This window comes from Streptomyces nogalater (assembly GCF_039532885.1).
Classification (GTDB): domain Bacteria; phylum Actinomycetota; class Actinomycetes; order Streptomycetales; family Streptomycetaceae; genus Streptomyces; species Streptomyces nogalater.
Window position 1 is genome coordinate 290,629 of the sequence record NZ_BAAASM010000014.1, and the last position, 22,861, is coordinate 313,489.

The following is a 22,861-nucleotide window of genomic DNA, read 5'->3' on the forward strand; positions in this document are numbered from 1 at the left end:
TCGGGGCCGGCCGCCGCTGTCGTACCGCGTGTGGTGCTTACGCCACGGGCACCCGGGCCGCGACCACCGTGACCGAACGGTCGAGGCCGCTGAAGCGCAGGGCCTCCAGGACGGCGTCACCGGCGCCGTCCACGACGATCTCCGCGCCCGCGGGGAGCTGTTGCTGGGCGAAGGCCAGGCAGCGGGCGCCGCCGGCGTCCATCGACGTCAGCTCCGCCGCGTCCAGCACCAGCCGGCGCACCGGCTGCCGCGCGGCCTGGTCGATCAGCGAGCGCAGCCGGGGCACATCGTGTTCCGAGAGGTCGCCGGCGAGGTGAATGCTCGCGGTGGTTCCGGCGAAGCCCAGGTAGGCGTCGAAAGCCATGGTCATGTCCTTTCGTCGGGCGAGTGGCAGGACGGCCCCGTTCAGGAGCCGTCCGGGTGTGCGGTCAGGGCGACCGCCGTGTGGGGGGCCAGCCGGAGGGCGGCCGGTCCGTGGACGCGCCCGGGCGGCACCGGGGCCTCCGGCTCCGTGGCCGCGCCGGTGTCCAGGGACAGGCGCCAGTGCGTACCGGACGGGGGCGCCGGCGGTTCGACGGCGCGGTCGGCGCGGCCGGTGTTGACCGCGATGAACACGGTGTCCCGGACGCCCTCGGGAGGCTCCTGGTGCAGCAGGACGGCCAGCAGGGTCGAACCGTCACTCCAGTCCGGCTCCCCCGGCCGTTCCCCGTGCCAGCTCACCGGCGGCAGCTTCCAGCCCTCGGGCGTGACGCCGTCGGGGTGCCGGACGCGCCGGAGGACCGGGTGCGCGCGCCGGAAGGCGACGCACCGCCGGGTGAAGCGGAGGAGGTCCGCGTGGGTACGGGTGCCCGTCCAGTCCAGCCAGCTGATCGGGTTGTCCTGGCTGTAGGCGTTGTTGTTGCCCTGCTGGGTGCGGCCGAACTCGTCACCGGCGAGCAGCATCGGCACCCCCTGGCTGAGGAACAGCAGCGCCAGCGCGGTGCGCCGCTGCCGGTCCCGGGTCAGGAGGACGGCCGGGTCACCGGTGGGGCCCTCGTGGCCGCAGTTCCAGCTGTCCTCGTCGGGGATGCCGTCCGCGCCGCCCTCGCCGTTGGCGTGGTTGTGCCGCTCGTCGTAGGAGGTGAGGTCCGCGAGCGTCATCCCGTCGTGGCAGGTGATGTAGTTGACGGAGGCGGTAGCGGTCCGTCCGCCGTAGAGGTCGGGCGAGCCGAGCAGGCGCGGTGCGAAGGCGGCGGCGCTGCCCGGGCGGCCGAGGAGGAAGCGGCGGATGTCGTCCCGGTAGCGGGCGTTCCACTCGCTCCACCGCCCGTAGGAGGGGAAGCCGCCGGTCAGGTCGAGCCCGGTGGCGTCGGTGGCCTCGGCGACGAGGAGCCGGTCGGCCAGCACGGGGTCGTGCGCGATGTCCTCCAGCAGCGGCGGGTTGTCGAGGAGTTCGCCGTCCTGCCCGCGCGCCAGGATGCACGCCATGTCGAACCGGAAGCCGTCGACGCGGTACTCGGTCGCCCAGTGGCGCAGGGAGTCCAGGATCAGGGCCCGGGTCCTGGGGTGGTTGGCGTTGACGGTGTTGCCGGTGGCGGTGAGGTTGCGGTAGCCGCCGTCCGGGGTCATCAGGTACGACGCCGGCCCGTCGAGACCCCGCAGGGACTGGGTCGGTCCGCGGTGGTCGCCTTCGGCGGTGTGGTTGAAGACCACGTCGAGGACGACCGCGATCCCCGCCTCGTGCAGCGCCCTGACCAGTTCCTTGAGTTCCCTCGCCGCCGCGTCCGGGGTGGGCGTCGCCGCGTAGGCGGCCTTGGGCGCGAAGAAGCCGACGGGGTTGTAGCCCCAGTAGTTGAGCAGCGGGGCGCCGGTCTCCGGAGAGGTGTACGTGTTGTCCGTCTCGTCGAACTCGAAGACGGGCAGCAGCTCGACGCAGTTGACGCCGAGGCCGAGCAGGTACGGGATCTTCTCGCGCAGGCCGGCGTAGGTGCCCGGGCGCGCCACCTGGGAGCTGGGGTCGCGGGTGAAGCCGCGGACGTGCAGCTCGTAGACGACGAGGTCCTCCGGGGCGGTGCGCGGCCGCCGCGTACCGCCCCAGTCGAAGGTGTCCTCGCCGATCTGTGAGCGGTAGCGGGGCCGCTCGCCCCAGGCGCCCCCGCCCGCGAGCCCGCGCGCGCGGGGGTCGAGGAGCACCGGGGCGGCGGCGGTGCCCGCCCCGGTGCCGACGCGGTAGCCGTAGTGGAGCTGTTCGACGCCGGGCCCGGAGACGGTGACGGCGAAGACGTCGCCCGTCCTGCCGTCCTCGGGGAACGGCAGTTCGGCGACGACATCGCCGCTCTCCGGCGCCATCAGCACCAGCCACAGCGCCCGGGCGCCGGGTGCGCACACGGCGAAGTTGACGCCCGTGGGGACCACGGTGGCCCCCAGGGGCGCCGGCCGGCCCGGGCGGGTGCCGAGGCCGGGCTCCGGTAGCCGGCCGTCGTGCGGCGCGGACGTGCGGCCCATGGTCACGACCGGACGGGGCGCAGCCGGACCCGGACGGTGCTCCTGTCGCCGGTGTCCGGCAGCGACACCGTCATCGACCGGGCGTCGAAGTCGGTGTGCGGAGCGCCGTCGACACGCACCGACTCCAGCTCCACGCGCCCCGGCGGCAGCACGTCGGGCGCGACGCGCAGGAGCCGCTGCGGGAAGTCCGCGCCGGCGCCGGGCCGGAACCACAGGTCGAGCGGTTCGCGGTGGACCAGGAGACGGGTGTAGACCTCGGCCAGGTAGGCGAGTTCGGCCTTGTGGTACATGCTCATCGCGTGGCTGCCCTTGAGGCGTTCGTCGCCCACCAGGTAGGGCAGTCCGTCGGCCAGGACCGTGAAGTGCACGCCGCCCTCGTCGTGGTCGAGGAAGAAGGAGTTGTAGAAGGCCGACGCCTCGCGGGCGTGCAGCAGCGCGTCCTGGTCACCGGTGTGCCCGGCCAGCACCAGGTAGGCGAGGATCGCCTGCTCCTGCTGCCACCAGGTCTTGCGGTCGTGCCAGACGAAGGGGTGCCGGCCGCGCTCCGGCAGCCGCTGGACCATGTCGTACCAGCCGCCGCGCTGCGGGTCCCGGCCGACGTCGGGCATGGTCGCGCCGATCCGCTCCGCGAGCGCCAGGTACTCGCGCTTGGGCATGGTGGCGTTCATCCGCATGAGGTTCCAGGCGATCTTCAGGTTGTGCCCGACGACGGCGCGGTCCTGCTGCCATCCCCAGGTGGTGTCGGGTGTCCAGTCGGCATGGAAGCGTTCGTTGACGAAGGGGCTGTTCCTGTCCGGCATATGGGTGACAATCATGTCAAATGTATGTTCGAGTATGCGGCGGTAGCGCTCCTCCCCGGTGGCGAGGAACAGGTTGAAGAGGTAGGCCGGGGCGTGGTCGCCCACCGAGTTCCAGTTCTTCCGGGAGCGGTTGGGTCCGAGGGCGTCGCTGTGCGGGCTGAGCGTCACCGGGTCGATGTGGGAGAAGTAGCCGCCGAGTTTGCGGTCCGCGAAGTAGCGTTCGAAGAGCCGCACCGTGCCCTCGATGTCGGCGCGGATGACCGGGTCGCCGGTCAGGCGGTACGTCTGGGTGAGGCCCACCAGCGCGTAGATCTGCTCGTAGGCGGGGATGGCCCGGTAGTCGTCGCCGAACTCGGAGGCGAACAGCTTGCTCTCGCGCGGCCCCCGCACATCGATGCCGTGGTACCAGTAGACGACGTCCTCGGCCGGGTCGCTGAAGCGCATGTGGTCGTGCAGGTACCTCGAACCTCTCTCGGCCACGTCCAGGAAGTCCTCCTCGCCGGTGAGCATGTAGGCGGTGGCCATGCCGTAGACCATGCGGGAGATCGTGTCGGTCTCCTGGACGTGGCGCCCGGTCTTCGCGCCGCCCGCCCGGATCTCGGTCCGGTAGTCGGCGAAGTCGACCGGGCCGGTGCCGAACTGCGAGGTGCGGTAGAAGGACGCGAGCCGGCCCAGCTGGGAGGTCCACCAGCCCGCCCTCTCGTACGGCGGCGTGCCGCCGGCCTCGGTGACGAAGATCAGCTCGGTCGCCTGGTAGTGCAGTTCCCCGCCCTCCGGGTACACCGGCCCGTAGCTGAAGAGGAAGGCGCCGGGGCGCAGGTGCTCGTCCATGCTGCCGGTGGCGTCCTGGTAGGGCTCGCCCAGGTTGCGCATCCGGTGGGCGTAGGTGACGTCCGTCAGGTGCACGGTGACGAGGCGCCCGTCGAGGGTGCGCAGTTCGACCTCGCGGCCGCGGCGCCCCACGACGTAACCGGCCGTGCGGTCGGAGAAGGTGAAGGGGACCGCGGCGGTCGGGCCGGCGTTCACCGCGCCACCGCCGGGTCCTGCTTCGCCGCCGCGAGGAGTTCGATGACCGCGCGGGCGAGCAGGTGGCGCTCGTCCACGGTGCGCGAGGTCACCAGGTCGCCGTCGACGACCAGGTCCTGGTTGGTGTAGACGGCGCCCATGTTGCGGACGTCGCCGACCAGGTTGTTGTGGGCGGTGACCCGCCGGTCGCGCATGCTGTCGCGGGCGGCCGACATGAGCAGCAGGCCGTGGCAGGAGAAGGCCTTGATGAGGTGCGGGAGGCGGAAGGCGCGGCGCAGGAGGTCGACGGCGGGCGCCTGCCGGGTCACGTCCTCGCTGTAGCGCAGGCGGTCGGCGACCATGCCGGAGGGCACGATCAGGGCGGAGTACTGGGAGAGTTCCCCGTAGTCGAGGCTCTCCAGGTCGTTGTGGACGGTCACCTCGGCGCGGTAGTCGTGCCCGCGGAAGGTGAGCGAGGGGCGGCCCCACAGCCGGGTCAGCAGGACGACCTCGGCGCCCTCCTCCAGGAACCGGTGCTGGTAGTAGGCGATCTCGTCCTCGACGAAGTCGCTCTCCATCAGGATGCCTATCCGGCGGCCGGACAGGCGCCCGGGAGGCAGGATCGTGGACGGTGTCGCGGTGGTCATATCGGTCGGTCCTCTTCCGTTCGTCGGTCGGAGCGGGTCGGTGCGGTACGAAGGCGGCGGGCCGGTCCGGGCTCCGGTACGAAGGCGGCGGGCCGGTCCGGCACGGAGAAACGAAGGGGGCGGCCCGGGGCGGTGATGTGCAGGCCCCGGGCCGCCGGGGGCGGTGCCGGCTCAGGCTGGCTGCGGAGCCGGCTGGTGGAACGCCATGGTGCGGATGCGCGGTACGCCGTCCTGGAGGACGACCCACCACGTCTGGCGGGCGAGCGGGGCCGGGGCGTCGGGCGACGAGCCGGGGTCCTGGAGGGTGACCTGGGCGTGGACCGGGGAGACCACCCGGACGCGGACCTCGTCCGCGCCGGGGCGGTCGTCGCAGAGCGCGGCCTGGCCGCCGCTCTCCCCGTACCAGTGCCTGAAGTCCTGGGCGCCCCGCACGATGCGGCCCGGCAGCTCCACCAGCAGGCCGTTGGCCAGGTGGGGCAGCAGCTCCTCCACCGGTGCCCGCCGGGCGAGCGCCGCGCGCCACTGGTCGACGAGCCGGTGGACGGCGTCCACGGAGAGTACGGACCGGGAGGGGGCAGATGTCATGGTGATGTCCTTTCGGGTGCGCGCTCGAGCGCCCTCAGTCGGTGGCCAGGTCGATGAGGTAGGGGCCCTGGTGGGCGAGCATGGTGCGCACCGCCTGCTCCACCTGGTCCGGCCGCTCCACCCGCTGGGCGGGCACGCCCATGGACTCGGCCAGGGCGCTGAAGCGGAGTTCCGGATCGGACAGGTCGAAGGCGTCCGGCCCGGCGTGCGGCGGGATGCCCAGCTCGCGCCAGTACTGCTCGATGTTCAGGTCCAGGAGCCGGTACCGGCGGTTGTTGCAGATCACCAGCTTGGCGTCGATGCCGTAGCGGGCCGCGGTCCACAGCGCCTGGATGGTGTACATGCTGCCGCCGTCGCCGGTGAAGCCCACGACGGGCAGCTCGGGGCGGGCCAGCTTGACGCCGAGCGCGCCGGGGATGCCGACGCCCAGGGAGCCGCCGCGGGTCTGGAAGAAGTCCCCGGGGCGCCGCGCCGGCAGGTGGGCGGCGATCGGGCCCGACGCGGTCAGCGCCTCGTCGAAGACGGCCAGGTCGGCGGGGGCCTGCGCGGACAGCTCCCGCACGAAGCGCTCCATCAGGGAGTCCCCGTCGGTGGCGGCCGGGACGGGCGGGCGGGCGGCTGCCGGTGCCCGCGGCGTGAGCGGGCCCCGCCGTTCGAGCTCGCCGGCGAGTGCCCCGAGCGCCGCCCGGGGGTCGGCGACCACGCCCAGCTCCACGGGGAAGTTCTTCGCGATCTCGTACGCGTCCAGGTCGATGTGGACGATGCGGGCGTCGTCCCGGAAGGGGCTCTCAAGCGAGGGGAAGACCTCGGGGAAGACATAGGTGCCCACGATCAGGACGCCGTCGGCGTCACGGACCACCCGGGCGCTGTCCGCGCCGAACATGTGGCCGAGCTGCCCGCCGTACAGCGCGTGCGTGGTGTCGAAGTTGGTCTCGGAGGAGTTGACCCCCCACACCGGGGCGCCCAGCCGCTCGGCGACCCGGGTGAGTTCCTCCTGCGCCCCGCTGACCGCCACCCCGTCGCCCATCAGGACGAGCGGGCGCCGCGCGCCGAGCAGGATGTCGGCGGCGCGCGACACGGTGGCGGGGGCCGGCGCGGCGCTCGTGTCGAGCAGGGGCGTGGGGACGGCGGGTTCGGTGGTGATCTGGTCGAGCACGTCGGCCGGAAGTACCACCACGACGGGGCCGCGGGGCGGCGTCATGGCGATCTTGACGGCGCGCCGCAGCACCCGCAGGGTCGACGCCGGGTCCAGTACGCGGGTCGCGTACTTGGTCACGGGTTTCGCCATGGACACGAGGTCGGCCGCCATCTGCCCGTCCATCGCGTCGTAGCGCACACCGGCCTCGCCCACCAGGACCACCAGCGGTGAACCGCCCCGCTTGGCCTGGTAGAGCATGCCGATGCCGTTGCCCAGGCCGACCCCGCTGTGGAGCTGGACCAGGGCGGGCCGCTGGGCGGCGCGGGCGTAGCCGTCCGCCATGCCCACCGCGACGCCCTCGTGGAGCCCCAGCAGGTACGAGACGCCGGACCGTCGCACCTCGTCCAGGAAGCCCTGTTCGACGGTGCCCGGGTTCCCGAACATGTAGGTGATGCCGTCGGCCGCGAACTGCTCGAAAACAGCGGTCTTCCCTGGTCTGGCTCGCATGGTGCTGTCCTTCCTCTGATCGGGGATGTGGTGCGGAGCCCTACCAGCCGTACCGGCGCAGGCCGTTCTCCAGCGTCTGCACCAGCAGCTCGCCGGAGAGGACGGAGTCCGGGGTGGACCGGCCGGTGACGAAGGGGTAGTCGACGATGACGGACGTCTCCTTGCCGACGTTGCCGTGGAAGCCGCCCTCGGGCCCGGTGGCGTCGCGGAGGATGTACTCCAGCGGGTACGGCGGCGGGCCCATGTTGAAGTCCACGCCGATGAAGCCGGTGCCGTCCTTGTAGTCGTACTCCTTGGGGTGCCCGGTCACGTGCTTGCCCCGGAGCAGGCTCTCCCGCGTCTCCAGGTCCCGGGCGAAGGCCAGCACGGCCACGCCGTAGCACTCGGCGAGGATCGGCTTGTTGGCGGCGGCGAAGGCCAGGACGACCTCGTGCAGCCGCTCGTTGTTGGCGAGGTCCACGATCGGGCCGCTGCCGCCCACGATGACGAGCGCGTCGAACCCTGCCACCAGGTCGGACGTGGCGGACTGGAGCCGGCGGTTGTAGTCCTCCAGCTCCCGCAGGTGGTTGAGGGCGCTGTAGTACGGGCGCTCCGGAATCAGGTCCGCCAGGCTCAGCGGGTTGTCGAGGCGGGAGGACTCGTCGAGCGCCCGGGCCTTGCGGGCCATGTCGTGGCTGGTGACGGAGCGGCCCAGCGGCGGGTCGATGTAGTCGGGGTCGAGGCTCGGCGGCAGCGCGCGGGCCCGCTTGCCGGTGGGCGTGGCGAAGGTGACGCGGTACCCGCGGGCGTCGAACGCCTCCAGCGGGCCGACGAGTTCCTCACCCCAATAGCCGTATTCCGAAAGCACCACGAGAATTCGTTGCGACACTTTTTCCTCCGTGTGAATCACGAGTTACGCGGGTCGGTCCCCGCAGCCGGCGGAGAATGACCTCCGCCGAACAGGACCGAGTAGATACGGGAATTGATACATGCCGCAACGAACGGCTCGGACATGACTACAACTATGGGAAGTTGACGCAGTTGCGCACCAGCCCGGGCAGTCGCCGTCCGGGCACCCGAGACTGTGCCAGAGTGGACACCCGCCTACCCGCACCATCACTGACCTGCGGTTGAGCAAACCCGCAACGGACCCGGCCAGCAGCATTCGCCCCCGGCTCCGCACCGGAATTCCCGCCTCTCACACTTACGCTGCCACTTGGCCAAGTCCGCGAAGTGCACCGCGATACGGCCGGAATGCTTCCCTCAACATCCCGCCGCCCCGAGGGTGGAGAAAACGCGGAAAGAGAGGGCTTTCACGAATGAGTGGACGCATATCCATAGGCGATGTAACGCCGACCGTGGAGGGCGGGGCGTTCCCCGCCAAAGCGGTGGTCGGCGAGCACGTCCCCATAGAGGCGACGATCTGGCGCGAGGGACACGAGGCGCTGGCCGCCTCGGTGCTGTGGCGCGGCCCGGGACCGGACCGGCCGGAAGCCGCCGGTGTCCCCATGACCCTGCTCGACGAGGGCCTGGACCGCTGGTCGGCGACGGTGGTACCGGACCGCCCGGGCATGTGGACCTACCGGGTCGACGCCTGGGGCGACCCGTGGACCACCTGGTGCGCCGCCGTGCGCGCCAAGCTCGCGGCCGGACAGGACGCCGATGAGCTGGCCAACGACCTGGAGACCGGCGCCCGGCTGCTGGAGCGGCACGCCCGCCGGGCGGACGACGGTGACCGCGGGCTGCTCGTCGCCGCCGCCGAACGGCTGCGCGACTGGCGGCTCCCGCCCGCTGAGCGCACCGCCGCCGCCCTCGCCCCCGGCGTGGCCGCGGCCGTCGCACTGCACCCCCTGCGCGAACTGCTCACCCGGGGACCGAGCCGCCAGGTGTGGGTCGACCGCGAGCTGGCGCTGGCCGGCGCCTGGTACGAGTTCTTCCCCCGGTCGACGGGGGGCCGTGACCTGGACGGGAAGCCCGTCCACGGCACCTTCGCCACCGCCGCGAAGGAGCTGCCCCGCATCGCCCGGATGGGCTTCGACGTGGTCTACCTGCCACCCGTCCACCCCATCGGCCACACCCACCGCAAGGGCCGCAACAACTCCCTGACCAGCCGCCCGGACGACGTCGGGTCCCCCTGGGCGATCGGCTCGGCGGACGGCGGCCACGACGCCGTCCACCCACAGCTGGGCACCCTCGACGACTTCGACGGTTTCGTCGCGTCGGCGGGCGCCCTCGGCCTGGAAGTCGCCCTGGACTTGGCCTTCCAGTGCTCCCCCGACCACCCCTGGGTGCGCAGCCACCCGGAATGGTTCACCACACGCCCCGACGGCACCATCGCCTACGCGGAGAACCCGCCCAAGGCCTACCAGGACATCTATCCGCTGAACTTCGACAACGACCCCGACGGGCTCTACGCCGAGCTGCTCCGGATTGTCACGCACTGGATCGACCACGGGGTGACGGTGTTCCGCGTCGACAACCCCCACACCAAGCCGGCCGTCTTCTGGAACCGGCTCATCCGGGAGGTGAAGGAGAGCCACCCGGACGTCGTCTTCCTCGCCGAGGCCTTCACCCGGCCCGCCGTCCTCCAGGGGCTGGCGAAGGCCGGCTTCACCCAGTCGTACACCTACTTCACCTGGCGCACCACGAAGCAGGAGCTGACCGACTACCTCACCGAACTGGTGGACACGGCCGACTTCCTGCGCCCCAACTTCTTCGTCAACACCCCCGACATCCTCCCCGGACACCTCCAGGACGGTCACCCCGCGGCCTTCGCGCTGCGCGCCGTGCTCGCCGCGCTGCTCTCCCCCAGCTGGGGCGTCTACTCGGGCTTCGAGATCCTCGAACACCGCGCGCTGGCCGGTGCCGAGGGCGGCGAGGAGTACCTGGACTCCGAGAAGTACGAGCTGCGGCCCCGCGACTGGGAGGTGGCGCGAGCGGCCGGGCGCAGCCTGGAGCCGCTGATCGCGGCGCTGAACCGGGTCCGCCGCGCGCACCCAGCGCTGCGCCGGCTGCGCCACCTCCGCTTCCACGAGGTGGACAACGACCAGCTCCTCGCCTTTTCCAAGACCGATCCGGCCGGCGGCGACACCGTGCTGTGCGTCGTCACCCTCGATCCGTACCGGACGCAGGAGGGGACCGTCACCCTCGACCCCGCACCGCTCGGCCTGACGGCCGGGGCGCGTTTCGCCGCGCGCGAGGAGCTCACCGGCGCCGACGTGGTCTGGGGCACCAGCAGCCACGTCAAGATCGACCCCGCCGACTCCGTCGCCCGCATCATCACCTGGAGCCGTCATGAGTGACCGACCCGGCGACGGCACACGGGCGGGACACCTGCCCGAGGTGCGCGCGGAGGACTACCACAGCGCCCGGGCCCTGCCCGTCGACGCCGACTGGTACAAGCGCGCGGTCTTCTACGAAGTGCTCGTCCGCTCCTTCTACGACAGCAACGCCGACGGCACCGGCGACCTGCGCGGGCTCACCGAGAAGCTGGACTACCTCCAGTGGCTGGGCGTCGACTGCCTCTGGCTGCCGCCCTTCTTCGCCTCTCCGCTGCGCGACGGGGGCTACGACATCAGCGACTACCGGGCGGTGCTGCCGGAGTTCGGCACCATCTCCGACTTCGTGGAGCTGCTGGACGCCGCGCACGACCGAGGCATGCGCGTCATCACCGACCTGGTGATGAACCACACCTCCGACCAGCACCCGTGGTTCCAGGCCTCCCGCCGCGACCCGGAGGGGCCCTACGGCGACTTCTACGTCTGGGCCGACGACGACAGCGGCTACCCGGACGCCCGTGTCATCTTCGTGGACACGGAGGAGTCCAACTGGAACCACGACCCGGTGCGCGGCCAGTTCTACTGGCACCGCTTCTTCAGCCACCAGCCGGACCTCAACTACGAGAACCCCCGCGTCCAGGACGCCATGCTCGACGTCGTGCGGTTCTGGCTCGACCTCGGCATCGACGGCTTCCGCATGGACGCGGTGCCCTACCTCTTCGTCGAGGAGGGCACCAACGGCGAGAACCTGCCCCGGACGCACGACTTCCTGAAGCTCGTACGCAAGATCGTCGACGACGAGTACCCCGGCCGTGTGCTGCTGGCCGAGGCCAACCAGTGGCCCATCGACGCCGTGCAGTACTTCGGGGACGCGCCCTCCGGCGGCGACGAGGCGCACATGGCCTTCCACTTCCCCCTCATGCCGCGCATCTTCATGGCGCTGCGCCGCGAGAGCCGGCTGCCGGTGTCCGAGGTGCTGGCCCAGACACCGCCGATCCCGTCCGGCAGCCAGTGGGGCATCTTCCTGCGCAACCACGACGAGCTGACCCTCGAAATGGTGACCGACGAGGAACGTGACTACATGTACGCGGAGTACGCCAAGGATCCGCGGATGCGCGCCAACCTCGGTATCCGCAGACGGCTCGCGCCGCTGCTCGACAACGACCGCAACCAGATCCAGCTGCTCACCGCGCTGCTGCTCTCCCTGCCCGGCTCGCCGATCCTGTACTACGGCGACGAGATCGGCATGGGCGACAACATCTGGCTGCCCGACCGTGACGCGGTCCGCACCCCCATGCAGTGGTCCTCCGACCGCAACGCCGGTTTCTCCACGGCGAACCCGGGCCGCCTCGGTCTGCCGGTCATCATGGACCCGGCCTACGACTACGCGGTCGTCAACGTCGAACGGCAGGCGGCCGAGCAGTCGTCCCTGCTGCACTGGACCCGCCGCATGCTCGACGTGCGCCGCCGCCACCCGGCCTTCGGGCTCGGCACCTTCGAGGAGCTGGAGACGGAGAACGAGGCCGTCCTCGCCTACATCAGGCGGCTCACCGGACCGGAGGGCGACGAGGACGTCCTGGTCTGCGTGCACAACTTCTCCGCCTCCCCGCAGCCGGCCACCCTCCACCTCGGCGCGGAGGCCGGCGCCGTACCGACCGAGCTGACCGGGGACGTCACGTTCCCCCGCGTCACCGGCGCCCCCTACCGGCTCACCCTGGGCGGACACGGGTTCCTGTGGTTCTCCCTGACGGACGCGAAGGAGACGTCATGACCGCGCCCGCCCGTGTCACCTGGAGCGCGCGGCTCGCGGCCTCGCTGACCGTGTGGCTGCCGACGCAGCGCTGGTTCGCGGGCAAGGGGCGGCCGCTGCGCCACGTCGGTGTGGAGCACTGTCTGCCCTTCCGTGAGGCACGGCCGCCGGGCGGCCCCGAGGGCGTGATCGTGGTGGCCCGCGCCCACTTCGCGGACGGGGGGCCGCCGGAGGACTACCAGGTGCCGCTCGGGGTGTCCTCCCGTCTCCCGGCGGCGGCCGGCACCCCGGCCGTCGTCGCCCGCGACCGGGACACCGTCGTCTACGACGCCCTGGCCGATCCGGAGCTGACCTCGTGTCTCGTGGGCCTGATCGCCCGCGGCACCCGCACCGACGGGCTGCGCTTCCGCGCGGAGAGCCCCGGGATGCGCCCGCCGCACCCCGTCCCGTCGAGCCGGCCGCTCGGGGTCGAGCAGAGCAACAGCTCGGTGGTGGTGGACGGCCGCTACCTGCTGAAGGTCTTCCGCAGGCTCGGCCCCGGCCGCAACCCCGACCTGGAGCTGCACCGCATGCTGCACGTGGCGGGCTCCGCCCACGTGCCGCGGCTGCTGGGTTCGATCGAGGGCCCGGCGGCGGACGGCCCCACGTACGCCACGCTCCAGGAGTACGCCGAGGACGCGCCGAGCGGCTGGGACCTGGCCCTGCGCGACCTGCGCCGCCTGCCGCTCCCCGGCCGGGCGGCCGCGCCGGCGGGCGGTGCCGGCGGGTCCGGTGGCCGGACGGACGGTGCCGGCGCGACCGGCGGGACCCGGGGCGGCACGGCGGCGAGCGCGGCGGAGGCTGCGAGCACCGCGGAGGCTGCGGGCGTCGGTGAGGCGTGGCGGCTCGGTGAGGCGGTGGCGGCCGTCCACCGTGAGCTGGCGGCCGTCGGCGGCAGCAGGCCGCTCGGCCGGCCCGGACTGGCCCGCCTGGCGGGCGCCATGACGAACCGTCTCGACCTGGCGCTGGAGGCGGTACCGCGGCTCGCTCCGTACGAGAAGGCGCTGCGCGAGGCGTTCGCGGCGGTGGCCGGCATGGAGCCGGAGGCCGCCGGCCGGGTGCAGCGCGTGCACGGCGACCTCCACCTGGGACAGGTGCTCCGCGCCCCGGACGGATGGCTGCTGATCGACTTCGAGGGGGAGCCCGCACGGCCCCTCACGGAGCGCCGCGCCATGGCGTCACCGGTGCGGGACGTCGCCGGCATGCTGCGGTCCTTCAGTTATGCGGCGTACCACGTGCTGGGCGCCGCGGATCGCGTCCCGGGCCCCGCCGGGGCCGTCGCGGAGGCGTGGGCGCGGCGTATGCAGGGGGCCTTCTGCGACGGCTACGCGGCCGCGTCCCGCGTGGACCCGCGCTCCCGTGCCCGCGCCCCGCTGCTGGCCGCGTACCAGTTGGACAAGGCCGTCTACGAGGTGCTGTACGAGACCCGCAACCGCCCCGACTGGGCCTGGAATCCGCTCCGCGCCATCGGCCGGCTCCTCGGTACCGATTCCGGTCAGTAAAGCCTTGGTCAACGCTCTCAGGCGCCGCATGGACATACCGAGTGTTGAGTAGGTTAGTGTCCGGAGCGTCTCGTAAGTGCCTCGCGCGCCACGGGACGGAACCGAGGAGCACGGGGGGAAACGTGATCGCACACTCGGCGTCGTTACAGGTCACGCGCGGGCACCGGACCGGCCCCGGCCGCTCGCCGGGGCACACCCCGGGCGCCGCCGGCGGGCCGGCGGCAAAAAGTTACCGTTCGGTTCATTCCGGACCCGGCCGTCGTCGGCGGCACCGCGTCAACGCGCTCCCCGGCGACGGCCCCCTCGGGCACCCGCCCGGCTGATACAGCTGAAAAGCGACATCACCTCTGCGAATGCCCGGCATCCGCCAGGCATTTTTCCGGCATGCGCAGGCACCCTTTCGCCGCGCCCATGACAGTGAAACCGACGGGTAAACCGATCGTCCACGACTACGTTAAGTCGCACTTGCCCGTCGCGAGACGCCTGTGGGGAGTATCGGTGCCGTTGCCGTGCCCCTCCCCCGGGAATGAGGACAGGAATGTCAACACTGAACGCTGATATCTCACCCCTCGCATGTGACAACGTTTCCGCATTCGCCAGTGAAATCTTCAGCCCGATGCCGCGTATGGATCAACGCAGGTGGGCGGAGGTGTACCTGCGCGGACTCTTAATGGTGGACGGTAAAAAATCCGTCCGTCGTATCGCCGAAAGTCTCCCCATCTTCCAGGCGAAGCAATCACTCCAGCAATTCATCAACCAGAGCCCCTGGGACTGGGAACCGGTACGCGCCCTGCTGGCCCGGCACGCGGAGGCGAGCCGCCGCCCCCAGGCGTGGTCGGTCGAACGCGTCGTCATTCCCAAGCGCGGCGAGCGTTCCGTCGGGGTCCAGAAGCGATTCGTCCCCGAACTCGGACGCACCGTCAACAGCCAGCTCGGCCTCGGTGTCGTGCTCACCTCCGACACCATGAGCGTGCCGGTCGACTGGCGCATCGCCCTCCACGGAAAGTGGCGGGAGGAGGCGGCCTTCCGGCGGTCCGCCTACATCCCGGAGAACGTGTACGGAAAGCCCGAGTGGGCCGAGATCACCGACATGCTGGAGGAGATGGGCACCCGCTGGCACCTCTCGCCGGCCCCGGTGATCGGCAACCTGCGGCACCTGCCCGACGCCGCGCGCCTGGTCAACTGGCTGACGGCCAGGGGCATCGACTACGCCGTCGAGGTCGATGCCTCCTTCCCCGTCACCAAGGGCGACGCCGCGGCGTACCCGGCGCGCCCGGTCACCAACGCCCGTGACGTGCTGCGCGACGCCACCGGCAGCGGGGCGCAGCGCGGCGCCGGGGCCCTCTCCCTCACCAGGGCGCGAAGAGGCCGGCTCATCTCCCAGTACGTCCGCGTCCCGACGGCCGCCCGGCTCGTCAAATCGCCGCCGCAGCAGCCCGTCAGGCTGATCGGCGAGATCACCGCGGCGCAGGAACCGACGCGCTTCTGGCTCACCAATGTCACCGGCGGCCTCTTGGAGGAGGTCATGCCCCTGGTCTCGCTGTCCGCCCGCAGCCGGGCCGGGATGCAGCGCCTGGAGACGCACTTCGGGCTGCGCGACTTCGAGGGGCGCTCCTTCCGCGGCTGGCACCACCACATGACGATGGTGTCGACCGCCGCCGCCTACAGCGCGCTGCGCGAGGCCGCGGCGCACCCGGGCCCGCTGGCCGCGGCCGGCGCCCACCGCGACCTCAGCGCATGACCCGCCGCCGGCGCCGAGAGCCCGGCAGGCACCGCGCGGCCGGCTCCGGCGGCCGCCGCACACACTCCCGCGCGGCCGGCACCCGAGGCCGCCCACGCACTTCCGAGCGGCCGGCTCCCGCCGCCGCACACCCTCCCGCGCGCCCCGGCGAAGACGGCGGACGGCGCGCCCGCACCCGGTCCCGCCTTTGCGCCGGGTCCCTCCGAATCGACCTGCAAAAGTAGTTCCCCGCCATCGGCGAAGAACGCGGCGGGCGCCCTGTCCGCTCCATACTGGACACACCGAACACGGAATCCGGAAAGCGCGGGAAGAGCTGTCCGCAACCGGATTCCCCCGCACCTTCGACGTTTATCAGGATGTCCCCTCAGGACTCCGTTCGAAGTCACCCGCGATGTCCCGCCCCATCCCTTTCCAGAATCCCGAGGATGATTCCCCGTGCAGCAGAAGAACGTAGAGGATTTCGTGCAGGAATGGTTCGACGAACTCAGCCGCCATGAGCCCGTCGAGCGTTTGCTCCCCAAAATCATCGATACCAACCTGGAAATGGCGTTCCCCGAGCGCACACTGCGCAGTCATGCCGACTTCGCCGACTGGTACGGCGTGGTCGGCAAGGCGTTCGAGGACCAGAGCCACGTGGTCGAGAAGCTCGACTACGAGACCCGCGGCGACACGGTCGACGTCGCGCTGACCGTGGTCTGGACGGCGACCACCACCGAGGACGGCAAGAGGTCCGCGTTCCGCGTGAACCAGGAGTGGCGGCTGCGCCGTGACCCCGGCTCCCGGCTGCGCATCTCCTGGTACCGCGTGGGCGACATGACGCCCGTGCCCGGCCCCGGCCTCGGCTGACCGGCCCCGACGCCCCGCACCGATCCCAGGAGACGCCATGACTGGTTCACCCGACCGCGGCCGCCCCGCCGGCCGTCCCACCCGCCGGCCGGCGGCCGGCACCCGCCCGCCCAGGAGCCCGAGATGAGCGGGGGCCGGGCAGTCGACTACATCGTCGTCGGCGCCGGGTCGGCGGGATCGGCCCTCGCGGCCCGGCTCAGCGCCGACCCCCGGCACTCGGTCCTGCTGCTGGAGGCCGGCGACTGGGACGACCGGCCCGAGATCCACGGCACCGACGCGGACTCCGTGCTCTCCCTGCTGACCTCGCCGTGGAGCCCCACGATCGACTGGGGCTACCGCACCGCCCCCGAGAAGCGGCTCGACGGCCGCAGCATCCCCGTGGCCCGCGGGAAGGTGGTCGGCGGCAGCAGCTCCGTCAACGCCCTGATGTGGGTGCGCGGCAGCCGCGCCGACTACGACCGGTGGAGCGCGCGGGGCAACCCCGGCTGGTCCTACGAGGACGTCCTGCCCTACTTCAAACGGTCCGAGGACTACGCCGGGCCGGGCTCCCCGCTCCGCGGCCGGGGCGGCCCCGTACAGGTCAGGGACCTGGAACGCCCCAGCCCCGTCGCCCGCGCCTTCGTGGCCGCCACCCGGGAACTCGGCCACACCGGCACCGGCCTCGACTACAACGGCGTCCGCCAGGAGGGCGGCGGGTTCTACTACCAGACCACCCGCACCGCCGCCGGACGCCGCAGCAGCGCGGCGACCGCCTACCTGCGCCCGGCCCTGGACCGCTCCAACCTCGACGTGCAGGTGGAGGCCCGCGTCACCCAGGTCCTCTTCGACGGGCGCCGCGCCGCCGGGGTCGAGTACGTCAAGGACGGCCGCACCCACACCGTGGCGGCCACCCAGGAGGTGATCCTCAGCGCGGGCGCCTTCGAGAGCCCGAAGCTGCTGATGCTCTCCGGCATCGGACCGGCCGCGCACCTCGGCCGCTACGGCATCCGCGCCCTTGCGGACCTGCCGGGGGTCGGGGCCAACCTCCAGGACCACGTCTTCGTACCCGTCTGCTACCAGGCACGCGGCGAACACCCGCCCGGCGCGCTGCTGTCCGAGGCCGGGCTGTTCACCAGGACCCCGGCCGCGGGCCCGGACGGCCCGCCCGACCTCCAGTTCACCTTCGGGCCGGTGAAGTTCCTGCCGCCCACGGCTCCGGCCGGGCAGTGGCAGGGCCCCGGGTTCACCTTCGCCCCCATCGCGCTGCTCCCCCGCAGCCGCGGCCGGGTCACGCTCCAGAGCGCCGACGCCTGGGACCAGGCCCGGGTCGAGGCGAACTACCTCGCGGACGAGGCCGACCTCGACGTGCTGCTGCACGGGGTGGGACTCGCCCGCGAACTGGCCGCCACGAGCGCCTTCGACGCGGTGCGCGGCGCGGAGCTGGCGCCGGGGCCCCAGGTCACCACCGACGCGGAGCTGCGCGCGTTCATCCGGGCCAACGCCACCACCCTGTGGCACCCCGTGGGCACCTGCCGCATGGGCACCGACGACGCGGCCGTCGTCGACGCCGAGCTGCGCGTGCACGGCGTCACCGGGCTCCGGGTGGCGGACGCCTCCGTCATGCCGGACATCGTGGCCGGCAACACCAACGCCCCCAGCATCATGATCGGCGAAAAGGCCGCCGATCTGATTCTCCGATCCAGGACACACCCACTCCCGACAGGAGAAACGGCATGAACACCCTTTCCCCCACCGCTGTCTACCGGCGCTTCCTGACCGCGCTCAACAGCGGCGACCACAGGACGATCGCCGAGGTGATAGCGCCCGACTTCGTGGACCACCACCCCGGCTTCGACATCAAGGGCATCGACTCCTACCAGGCCGCCCTCCGCGACGCCAGGGAGTCTCTGCGCCTGCGGGGCGAGCTGGAGGAGATCCTGGAGGCCGGCGACCGGATCGTCACCCGGGTGCGGCTGACCGGCAAGCACGTCGGCACCGCCTTCGGGTTCCCGGCCACCGACCGTGACGTCACCTGGAGCACCACCGAGATATGGCGGGTTTCCCAGGGCGTGCTCGTCGAGCGCTGGGCCCAGGACGACCTCCTCGGCCTGCGCGAGCAGCTGTCCTCCGACGCCGCCAACATCGCCGTCGTCCAGAAGGTGAGCGACGCCGTCAACAGCAGGCGCTACGACGACCTCGACGACCTGTTCGCCCCGACCTTCGTCGACCGCAACCCCGCCTGGGACGTGGCCAGCCTGGAAGAGCTGAAGGGCATCATCCGCGCCGCCCACGAGGCCCTGGACTTCCACGTCACCACCGACCGGCTCTACGCCGCCGACGGCGACAAGGTCGTCATGCACATCACCTTCAACGGCCGGCACATCGCCCCGTTCTTCGGCCAGGAGCCGACCGGCAAGGCCGTCAGCTGGACCAGCATCGAGGTCTACCGCCTGGAGAACGGCAAGGTCGCCGAGCGCTGGGTGCAGGCCGACACCACGGGCCTGATGTACCAGACCGGCGTACCCCTCCCCGAGTGACCGGCCGCCCGGTGCCGGGCGGACACCCGGCGGCGGCGCCCGCCGCGCCCGCCCGGCACCGGCCCCGCCGCAGGCACGGAGCAGCACCCTCCCACCAGCAGAAGGAGAGCACAACATGAACACCACGGAGATCGTGGAGCGCTACTACGCCCTCGCCAACGCCGGCGACTGGGACCCCTGGTGCGATCTGTTCGCCGAGGACCAGACCATGGACGAGCAGCTCGCGGGCCACGTCGAGGGGCGCGAGACGCTGCGCGAGATGATGAAGGGCTTCCCGGACATGTACGCCGAGTTCGCCAACCGGCCCGTCCACACCGTGGTCCAGGGCGACCAGGCGGCGGTCGTGTCGCACATCTCGGCGCGTACGCACAGCGGCGTGGCCGTCGAGGCCGACGTGTGCAACTACTTCCAGGTCGCCGACGGTCACATCGTCTACATGACGAACGTCCACGACACCGTGCCGTTCGCCCCCGTCACCGGGAAGTGAGGGAGACCGCCATGACCGCACCGGTTACCGCCCGCTGGTCCCACGTGGGGCTGAACTGCGCCGACCAGGACGCGACCGAGGAGTTCTACACCCGCTGGTTCGGCTTCCGCCGCGCCCGGGTCATCGAGGACGACGACGTCCGCGTGGTCTTCCTGCGCAGCGGCGACGTCTACCTGGAGCTGTTCAGGTCGGCGAACCCCCCGCTGCTCACCTCGGGCGACGACGGACCCGACCACCCCGGCATCGCCCGCCACCTCGCCTTCCAGGTCGACGACGTGGACGCGTTCTGGCGGGAGGCCGAGGGCGAACTGACGCTCTCGCTCGGGCCGCTGGCGTTCGACTCCGTCATCCCCGGCTGGAAGACGATCTGGGTCACCGACCCCGACGGGGTGGTGGTGGAGGTCAGCCAGGGCTACCGGGACCAGACGCCCGCGGAGCTGGCCGCGTACTCCTGACCCGGCCGGCCCGGGGACGCCTCCTGGCGCGCCCCGGGCCGGACCGCGCGGCCGTCCGTCACGGGGCGGCGAAGTAGCCCCCGGTCGGCCCGTCCGGGCCCACCACCGCCATCCGGACGATGATCTCCGCGCCCCGCTCCACGGTCGGGAGGCCGGTGTGACCGTTTAGGTCGGTCGCGGGTGTAACCCGGCTCCACAGCGTTGACGCGGATGTCCGGGAAGGCCTTCGCGTACTGGACCGTGACCATGTTGACCGCGGCCTTCGAGGCCGGGCAGGCGACGCCCGGATAGGCGTACGCCGGGGTGCCCGGGGGTGGTGAGACCGGTCAGGGAGGCCAGGCCGCTGCGCCGATCTGCGGCAATCACCGCAAGCCACGGCTGATGACGCGTCAGTAAAGTCAGCATTGGGTCAGCAAAAGGCCAGCCAAAGCCTGCCAGAGGCACCCACACTTTGGACCCGGCCTGTCACGCGCCAACCCGCCGTAGCCTGAAGAGCAGCGCCTCTCAGGCTCGGGCCTTCCATACGCCAGACCCTTCAGGCTTCCTTCCCCGCCCTCAGCGGATCACTATGTTCCAGCAGGTCAACGAGGGTTTCGCCGCGGTTTCAGCGGCACCGTGGGAAGCTTGGGCGCAGGGAGCGGGTCACCGTCGTAGCCCTCGACCGAGCCGAACCGGTCTCCCGACATCCACGCGTCGCGGGCCTGGACGACCTCTTCGTGGGAGCGGCCGATGAAGTTCCACCACATGACGATCTCCTCCCCGAACGGCGGGCCGCCCAGGAGGATCAGCCGGGCCGGGTCGGCCGCGCGGTTCGTCAGGGTGAGGGTGGTGCGGCCCGGTGCCGCGTAGCCGAGTTCGGCCGGCTTCAGGGCGGTCCCGTCGAGGAGGACGTCCCCGGCGTCGACCAGGACGCCGTGCTCGAAGTCGGAGGCGACGTCGAGGGTGAGGGTGGCATCGGGGGCCAGGTGCAGTTCGGCGCCCAGCAGCGGGGTGAAGGTGCGCACCGGGGAGGTGTCCCCGGCCAGGGTGCCGAGGAAGACCCGGACCTCGCCGCCGTCCAGCGGCACGGGCGCGGGCGCGTAGTGCTGGAAGTCCCGCGCGGTGTCGCGGTGTTCCCCGGGCAGGGCGACCCAGAGCTGCACGCCGTGCAGGATGGTGGTCGCGGGGGTGGACACCTCGGAGTGGCAGATGCCGTGGCCGCTCGTCATGAGGTTCAGCTCGCCGGGCCGGACGTAGGCGTGGATGCCTAGGCTGTCCCGGTGTTCGATCTCGCCGCTGAAGAGCCAGCTGACGGTCTGCAGACCGATGTGGGGGTGCGGGGCGACGTCCATGCCGCCGCTGGACGCCACGTCGTCCGGCCCGTAGTGGTCGGCGAAGCACCAGGCGCCGATCAGGGTCCGGGATCGCTGCGGCAGCGTGCGCCGTACCCGCATGGCCCGGGGGCCGCCCAGGGGCACGTCGCGCGGGGTCAGGACCTCGATGCCGGCGGGCGCCGGTACGCCGGCCCCGCCGCTGTGGACGGGGGTGACGGGCACCGCTTCCGTGTTGCTCACCGGCTTACTCCTCCCGGAAAAGGAAAGTTCGCTTTTCAACATTCACTCGTTGATGATAGGACGTACGCCGGAGCATCGCACGACCAAGGAGATCACGTGGCTGAGACGGTGACGGCGACCACCGGTGGGCGGGTGTTCGTCGACAAGCAGAGCCCGGACGCCTATCGCGCGATGACGGCCACCGCCGAAGCGGTACGCGCGGTCGCCGTCGGCGCCGGGCTGGACCGCCTCCTCGTCGAACTGGTCAACATCCGCGTGTCCCAGCTCAACGCCTGCGCCTACTGCCTCAACCTGCACACCCGGGCCGCCCTGCGCGCCGGGGAGACGGCACAGCGGCTGGGCGTGCTGCCCGCCTGGCGCGACACCGAGCTGTTCTCACCACGCGAGCGCGCGGCGCTGGCCCTGGCCGAGGCCACCACCCACCCGGCGGACGCCGACGCGCAGAGCGCCGCCTACGCCCTCGCCCGCCCCGTCCTCTCGGACGACGAGATCTCCGCCGTGATCTGGGTCGCGATCACCATCAACGCCTTCAACCGGGTCTCCGTCATGAGCAAGCACCCGGTGCGCCCGGCGCCTCCCCACTGAGCGCGGGACGCCGGACCGTACGGCCTGCCGGCCGGCGACCCCGGCGGCTTCGCCCCGCCGCTCCGGGGAAGATCACGAACGAGGAGCGGCGGTGACGGCGAGCGGCCGGGCACCGCGGTGACGGTGGACGCGGTCAGTGCCGGGTCACGCGCGCACCAGGGGCGTGTCGACCAGGTGCTCGGCGAGGAACCACGTCTGGAGTTCCCCGGTGCGGATCACCTGGGAGACCAGCAGGTCGTTGGTGCCGTCGTCGCCCAGCTCCGCGACACGGGCCGCCGCGTCGTGCGCCTCGGTCAGGATGGTCTCGTGCGCCTCGATGAGGCGGGACAGCATCGCGGGCACCTCCTCGACACCGTCCGGCGGGCGCGGGACCGAGGTGAGTTCGGCGACATGCCGGGGGTCCCCCACGGCCACGCCGCCCAGCGTCTGGACACGCTCGGCGAGCGCGTCCACGAGGGCGAGCTGCTGCGTCGCGTGCTGATCCAGTACGAGATGCAACTGGTAGAAGGTCGCGCCGCGCATCAGCCAGTGGTGCTTCTTGTACAGGCCGTAAAGGATCTGGGTGTCCGCGAGGACCTTGTTGACCCGCTGGCAGGAGTACATGCGGGCCTCGTACGACAGGGCCAGCGGGAACTGCTTGACAGTGCCGAACTCCTGGATGATGCGGCCCTTCTGGTGCAGCCGGGGCTGGCTGCCGGTGTGCGAGATCTCGGTGGTCATGGTCCGCCTTCCTGCGGTTCGTGCGCGGTGTGCACCGGCGACGCTAGCCGCCGGACGCCTTGCCGCCTTGTCCGAAAGTGCATGGTCGTGTGCGCGTCAGCGCAGCACCGGGCCGGGCCTCACCGCGACGCGGGAAGGCATGCCGAACGGCCGCGCGGACGGGGATGAATCGCCTGCGCGGCCGTTCGGGGCCCATGGGTCGGTCGGTCGCGCGGACCGTCTGGAGGAACGGACCGGCGACCGC

The 22,861-nt window shown here is 71.9% G+C and carries 19 protein-coding genes and 1 pseudogene; 10 read left to right on the forward strand and 10 right to left on the reverse strand.

The genetic code is table 11. The features are described 5' to 3' along the window. Positions 1-37 precede the first annotated feature (37 nt). The 7 genes from ABD350_RS13210 to ABD350_RS13240 all read right to left on the reverse strand — a co-directional run bounded on the left by ABD350_RS13210 (position 38) and on the right by ABD350_RS13240 (position 8,034). Positions 38-364, reverse strand: coding sequence for an STAS domain-containing protein (locus tag ABD350_RS13210; protein WP_189997670.1), 327 nt, complete (start codon positions 362-364; stop codon positions 38-40). Positions 365-405: 41 nt separating this feature from the next. After that, positions 406-2,484: a glycogen debranching protein gene (locus tag ABD350_RS13215; RefSeq protein ID WP_344348159.1), complete on the reverse strand. Its 2,079-nt coding sequence runs from the start codon at positions 2,482-2,484 to the stop codon at positions 406-408. A 2-nt stretch (positions 2,485-2,486) separates the two neighbouring features. Continuing rightward, positions 2,487-4,310, reverse strand: a complete 1,824-nt coding sequence (locus ABD350_RS13220; protein WP_189997672.1) for an AGE family epimerase/isomerase — start codon at positions 4,308-4,310, stop codon at positions 2,487-2,489. Beyond that, positions 4,307-4,936 (reverse strand): DJ-1/PfpI family protein, encoded by a 630-nt coding sequence (locus ABD350_RS13225; RefSeq protein ID WP_189997673.1) that lies wholly within the window; start codon positions 4,934-4,936, stop codon positions 4,307-4,309. The genes ABD350_RS13220 and ABD350_RS13225 overlap by 4 nt, the downstream gene beginning before the upstream one ends. A gap of 171 nt (positions 4,937-5,107) precedes the next feature. Further along, entirely contained in the window at positions 5,108-5,521 is a 414-nt protein-coding gene (locus ABD350_RS13230) for a hypothetical protein (protein WP_189997674.1), read from the reverse strand. 34 nt (positions 5,522-5,555) lie between these two features. After that, on the reverse strand, positions 5,556-7,166 hold the full coding sequence (locus tag ABD350_RS13235) for a thiamine pyrophosphate-binding protein (RefSeq protein ID WP_344348160.1): 1,611 nt from the start codon (positions 7,164-7,166) through the stop codon (positions 5,556-5,558). Between the two features lie 40 nt (positions 7,167-7,206). Next, entirely contained in the window at positions 7,207-8,034 is an 828-nt protein-coding gene (locus ABD350_RS13240; protein WP_189997676.1) for a type 1 glutamine amidotransferase domain-containing protein, read from the reverse strand. A 430-nt stretch (positions 8,035-8,464) separates the two neighbouring features. On the opposite strand from ABD350_RS13240, the gene ABD350_RS13245 reads away from it, so the two are divergent. From ABD350_RS13245 to ABD350_RS13285, 9 genes are all read left to right on the forward strand, one after another. Beyond that, complete coding sequence (locus ABD350_RS13245) at positions 8,465-10,447, forward strand: alpha-1,4-glucan--maltose-1-phosphate maltosyltransferase (protein WP_344348161.1); 1,983 nt, start codon at positions 8,465-8,467, stop codon at positions 10,445-10,447. Continuing rightward, positions 10,440-12,194, forward strand: coding sequence for a maltose alpha-D-glucosyltransferase (treS, locus tag ABD350_RS13250; protein WP_344348162.1), 1,755 nt, complete (start codon positions 10,440-10,442; stop codon positions 12,192-12,194). The genes ABD350_RS13245 and treS overlap by 8 nt, the downstream gene beginning before the upstream one ends. Then, complete coding sequence (locus tag ABD350_RS13255) at positions 12,191-13,714, forward strand: maltokinase N-terminal cap-like domain-containing protein (protein ID WP_344348163.1); 1,524 nt, start codon at positions 12,191-12,193, stop codon at positions 13,712-13,714. The genes treS and ABD350_RS13255 overlap by 4 nt, the downstream gene beginning before the upstream one ends. Before the next feature lie 538 nt (positions 13,715-14,252). Next, a complete protein-coding gene (locus ABD350_RS13260; protein WP_425584188.1) occupies positions 14,253-15,455 on the forward strand; it encodes an IS701 family transposase in 1,203 nt (400 codons plus the stop codon). A gap of 435 nt (positions 15,456-15,890) precedes the next feature. Continuing rightward, positions 15,891-16,301 (forward strand): nuclear transport factor 2-like protein, encoded by a 411-nt coding sequence (locus ABD350_RS13265; RefSeq protein ID WP_189997681.1) that lies wholly within the window; start codon positions 15,891-15,893, stop codon positions 16,299-16,301. A 123-nt stretch (positions 16,302-16,424) separates the two neighbouring features. Then, positions 16,425-18,017, forward strand: a complete 1,593-nt coding sequence (locus ABD350_RS13270) for a GMC family oxidoreductase (protein ID WP_344348164.1) — start codon at positions 16,425-16,427, stop codon at positions 18,015-18,017. Then, on the forward strand, positions 18,014-18,817 hold the full coding sequence (locus ABD350_RS13275; RefSeq protein WP_189997683.1) for an ester cyclase: 804 nt from the start codon (positions 18,014-18,016) through the stop codon (positions 18,815-18,817). Before ABD350_RS13270 ends, ABD350_RS13275 begins: the two co-directional genes overlap by 4 nt. A gap of 115 nt (positions 18,818-18,932) precedes the next feature. After that, positions 18,933-19,304, forward strand: a complete 372-nt coding sequence (locus ABD350_RS13280) for a nuclear transport factor 2 family protein (protein WP_189997684.1) — start codon at positions 18,933-18,935, stop codon at positions 19,302-19,304. A gap of 11 nt (positions 19,305-19,315) precedes the next feature. Further along, on the forward strand, positions 19,316-19,759 hold the full coding sequence (locus tag ABD350_RS13285) for a VOC family protein (RefSeq protein WP_189997685.1): 444 nt from the start codon (positions 19,316-19,318) through the stop codon (positions 19,757-19,759). Positions 19,760-19,817: 58 nt separating this feature from the next. On the opposite strand, the pseudogene ABD350_RS13290 reads toward ABD350_RS13285, so the two are convergent. Together ABD350_RS13290 and ABD350_RS13295 are read right to left on the reverse strand one after the other, a co-directional pair. Then, a pseudogene (locus ABD350_RS13290) lies at positions 19,818-20,107 on the reverse strand (short-chain dehydrogenase); the annotation flags it as partial. 233 nt (positions 20,108-20,340) lie between these two features. Continuing rightward, entirely contained in the window at positions 20,341-21,312 is a 972-nt protein-coding gene (locus tag ABD350_RS13295; protein ID WP_382466686.1) for a pirin family protein, read from the reverse strand. A 96-nt stretch (positions 21,313-21,408) separates the two neighbouring features. Between ABD350_RS13295 and ABD350_RS13300 the strand changes: the two genes are divergently transcribed. Next, a complete protein-coding gene (locus ABD350_RS13300) occupies positions 21,409-21,897 on the forward strand; it encodes a carboxymuconolactone decarboxylase family protein (RefSeq protein WP_344348165.1) in 489 nt (162 codons plus the stop codon). A 144-nt stretch (positions 21,898-22,041) separates the two neighbouring features. On the opposite strand, the gene ABD350_RS13305 is transcribed toward ABD350_RS13300, so the two are convergent. Then, positions 22,042-22,617, reverse strand: a complete 576-nt coding sequence (locus tag ABD350_RS13305) for a Dps family protein (RefSeq protein WP_344348166.1) — start codon at positions 22,615-22,617, stop codon at positions 22,042-22,044. Positions 22,618-22,861: the final 244 nt, after the last annotated feature.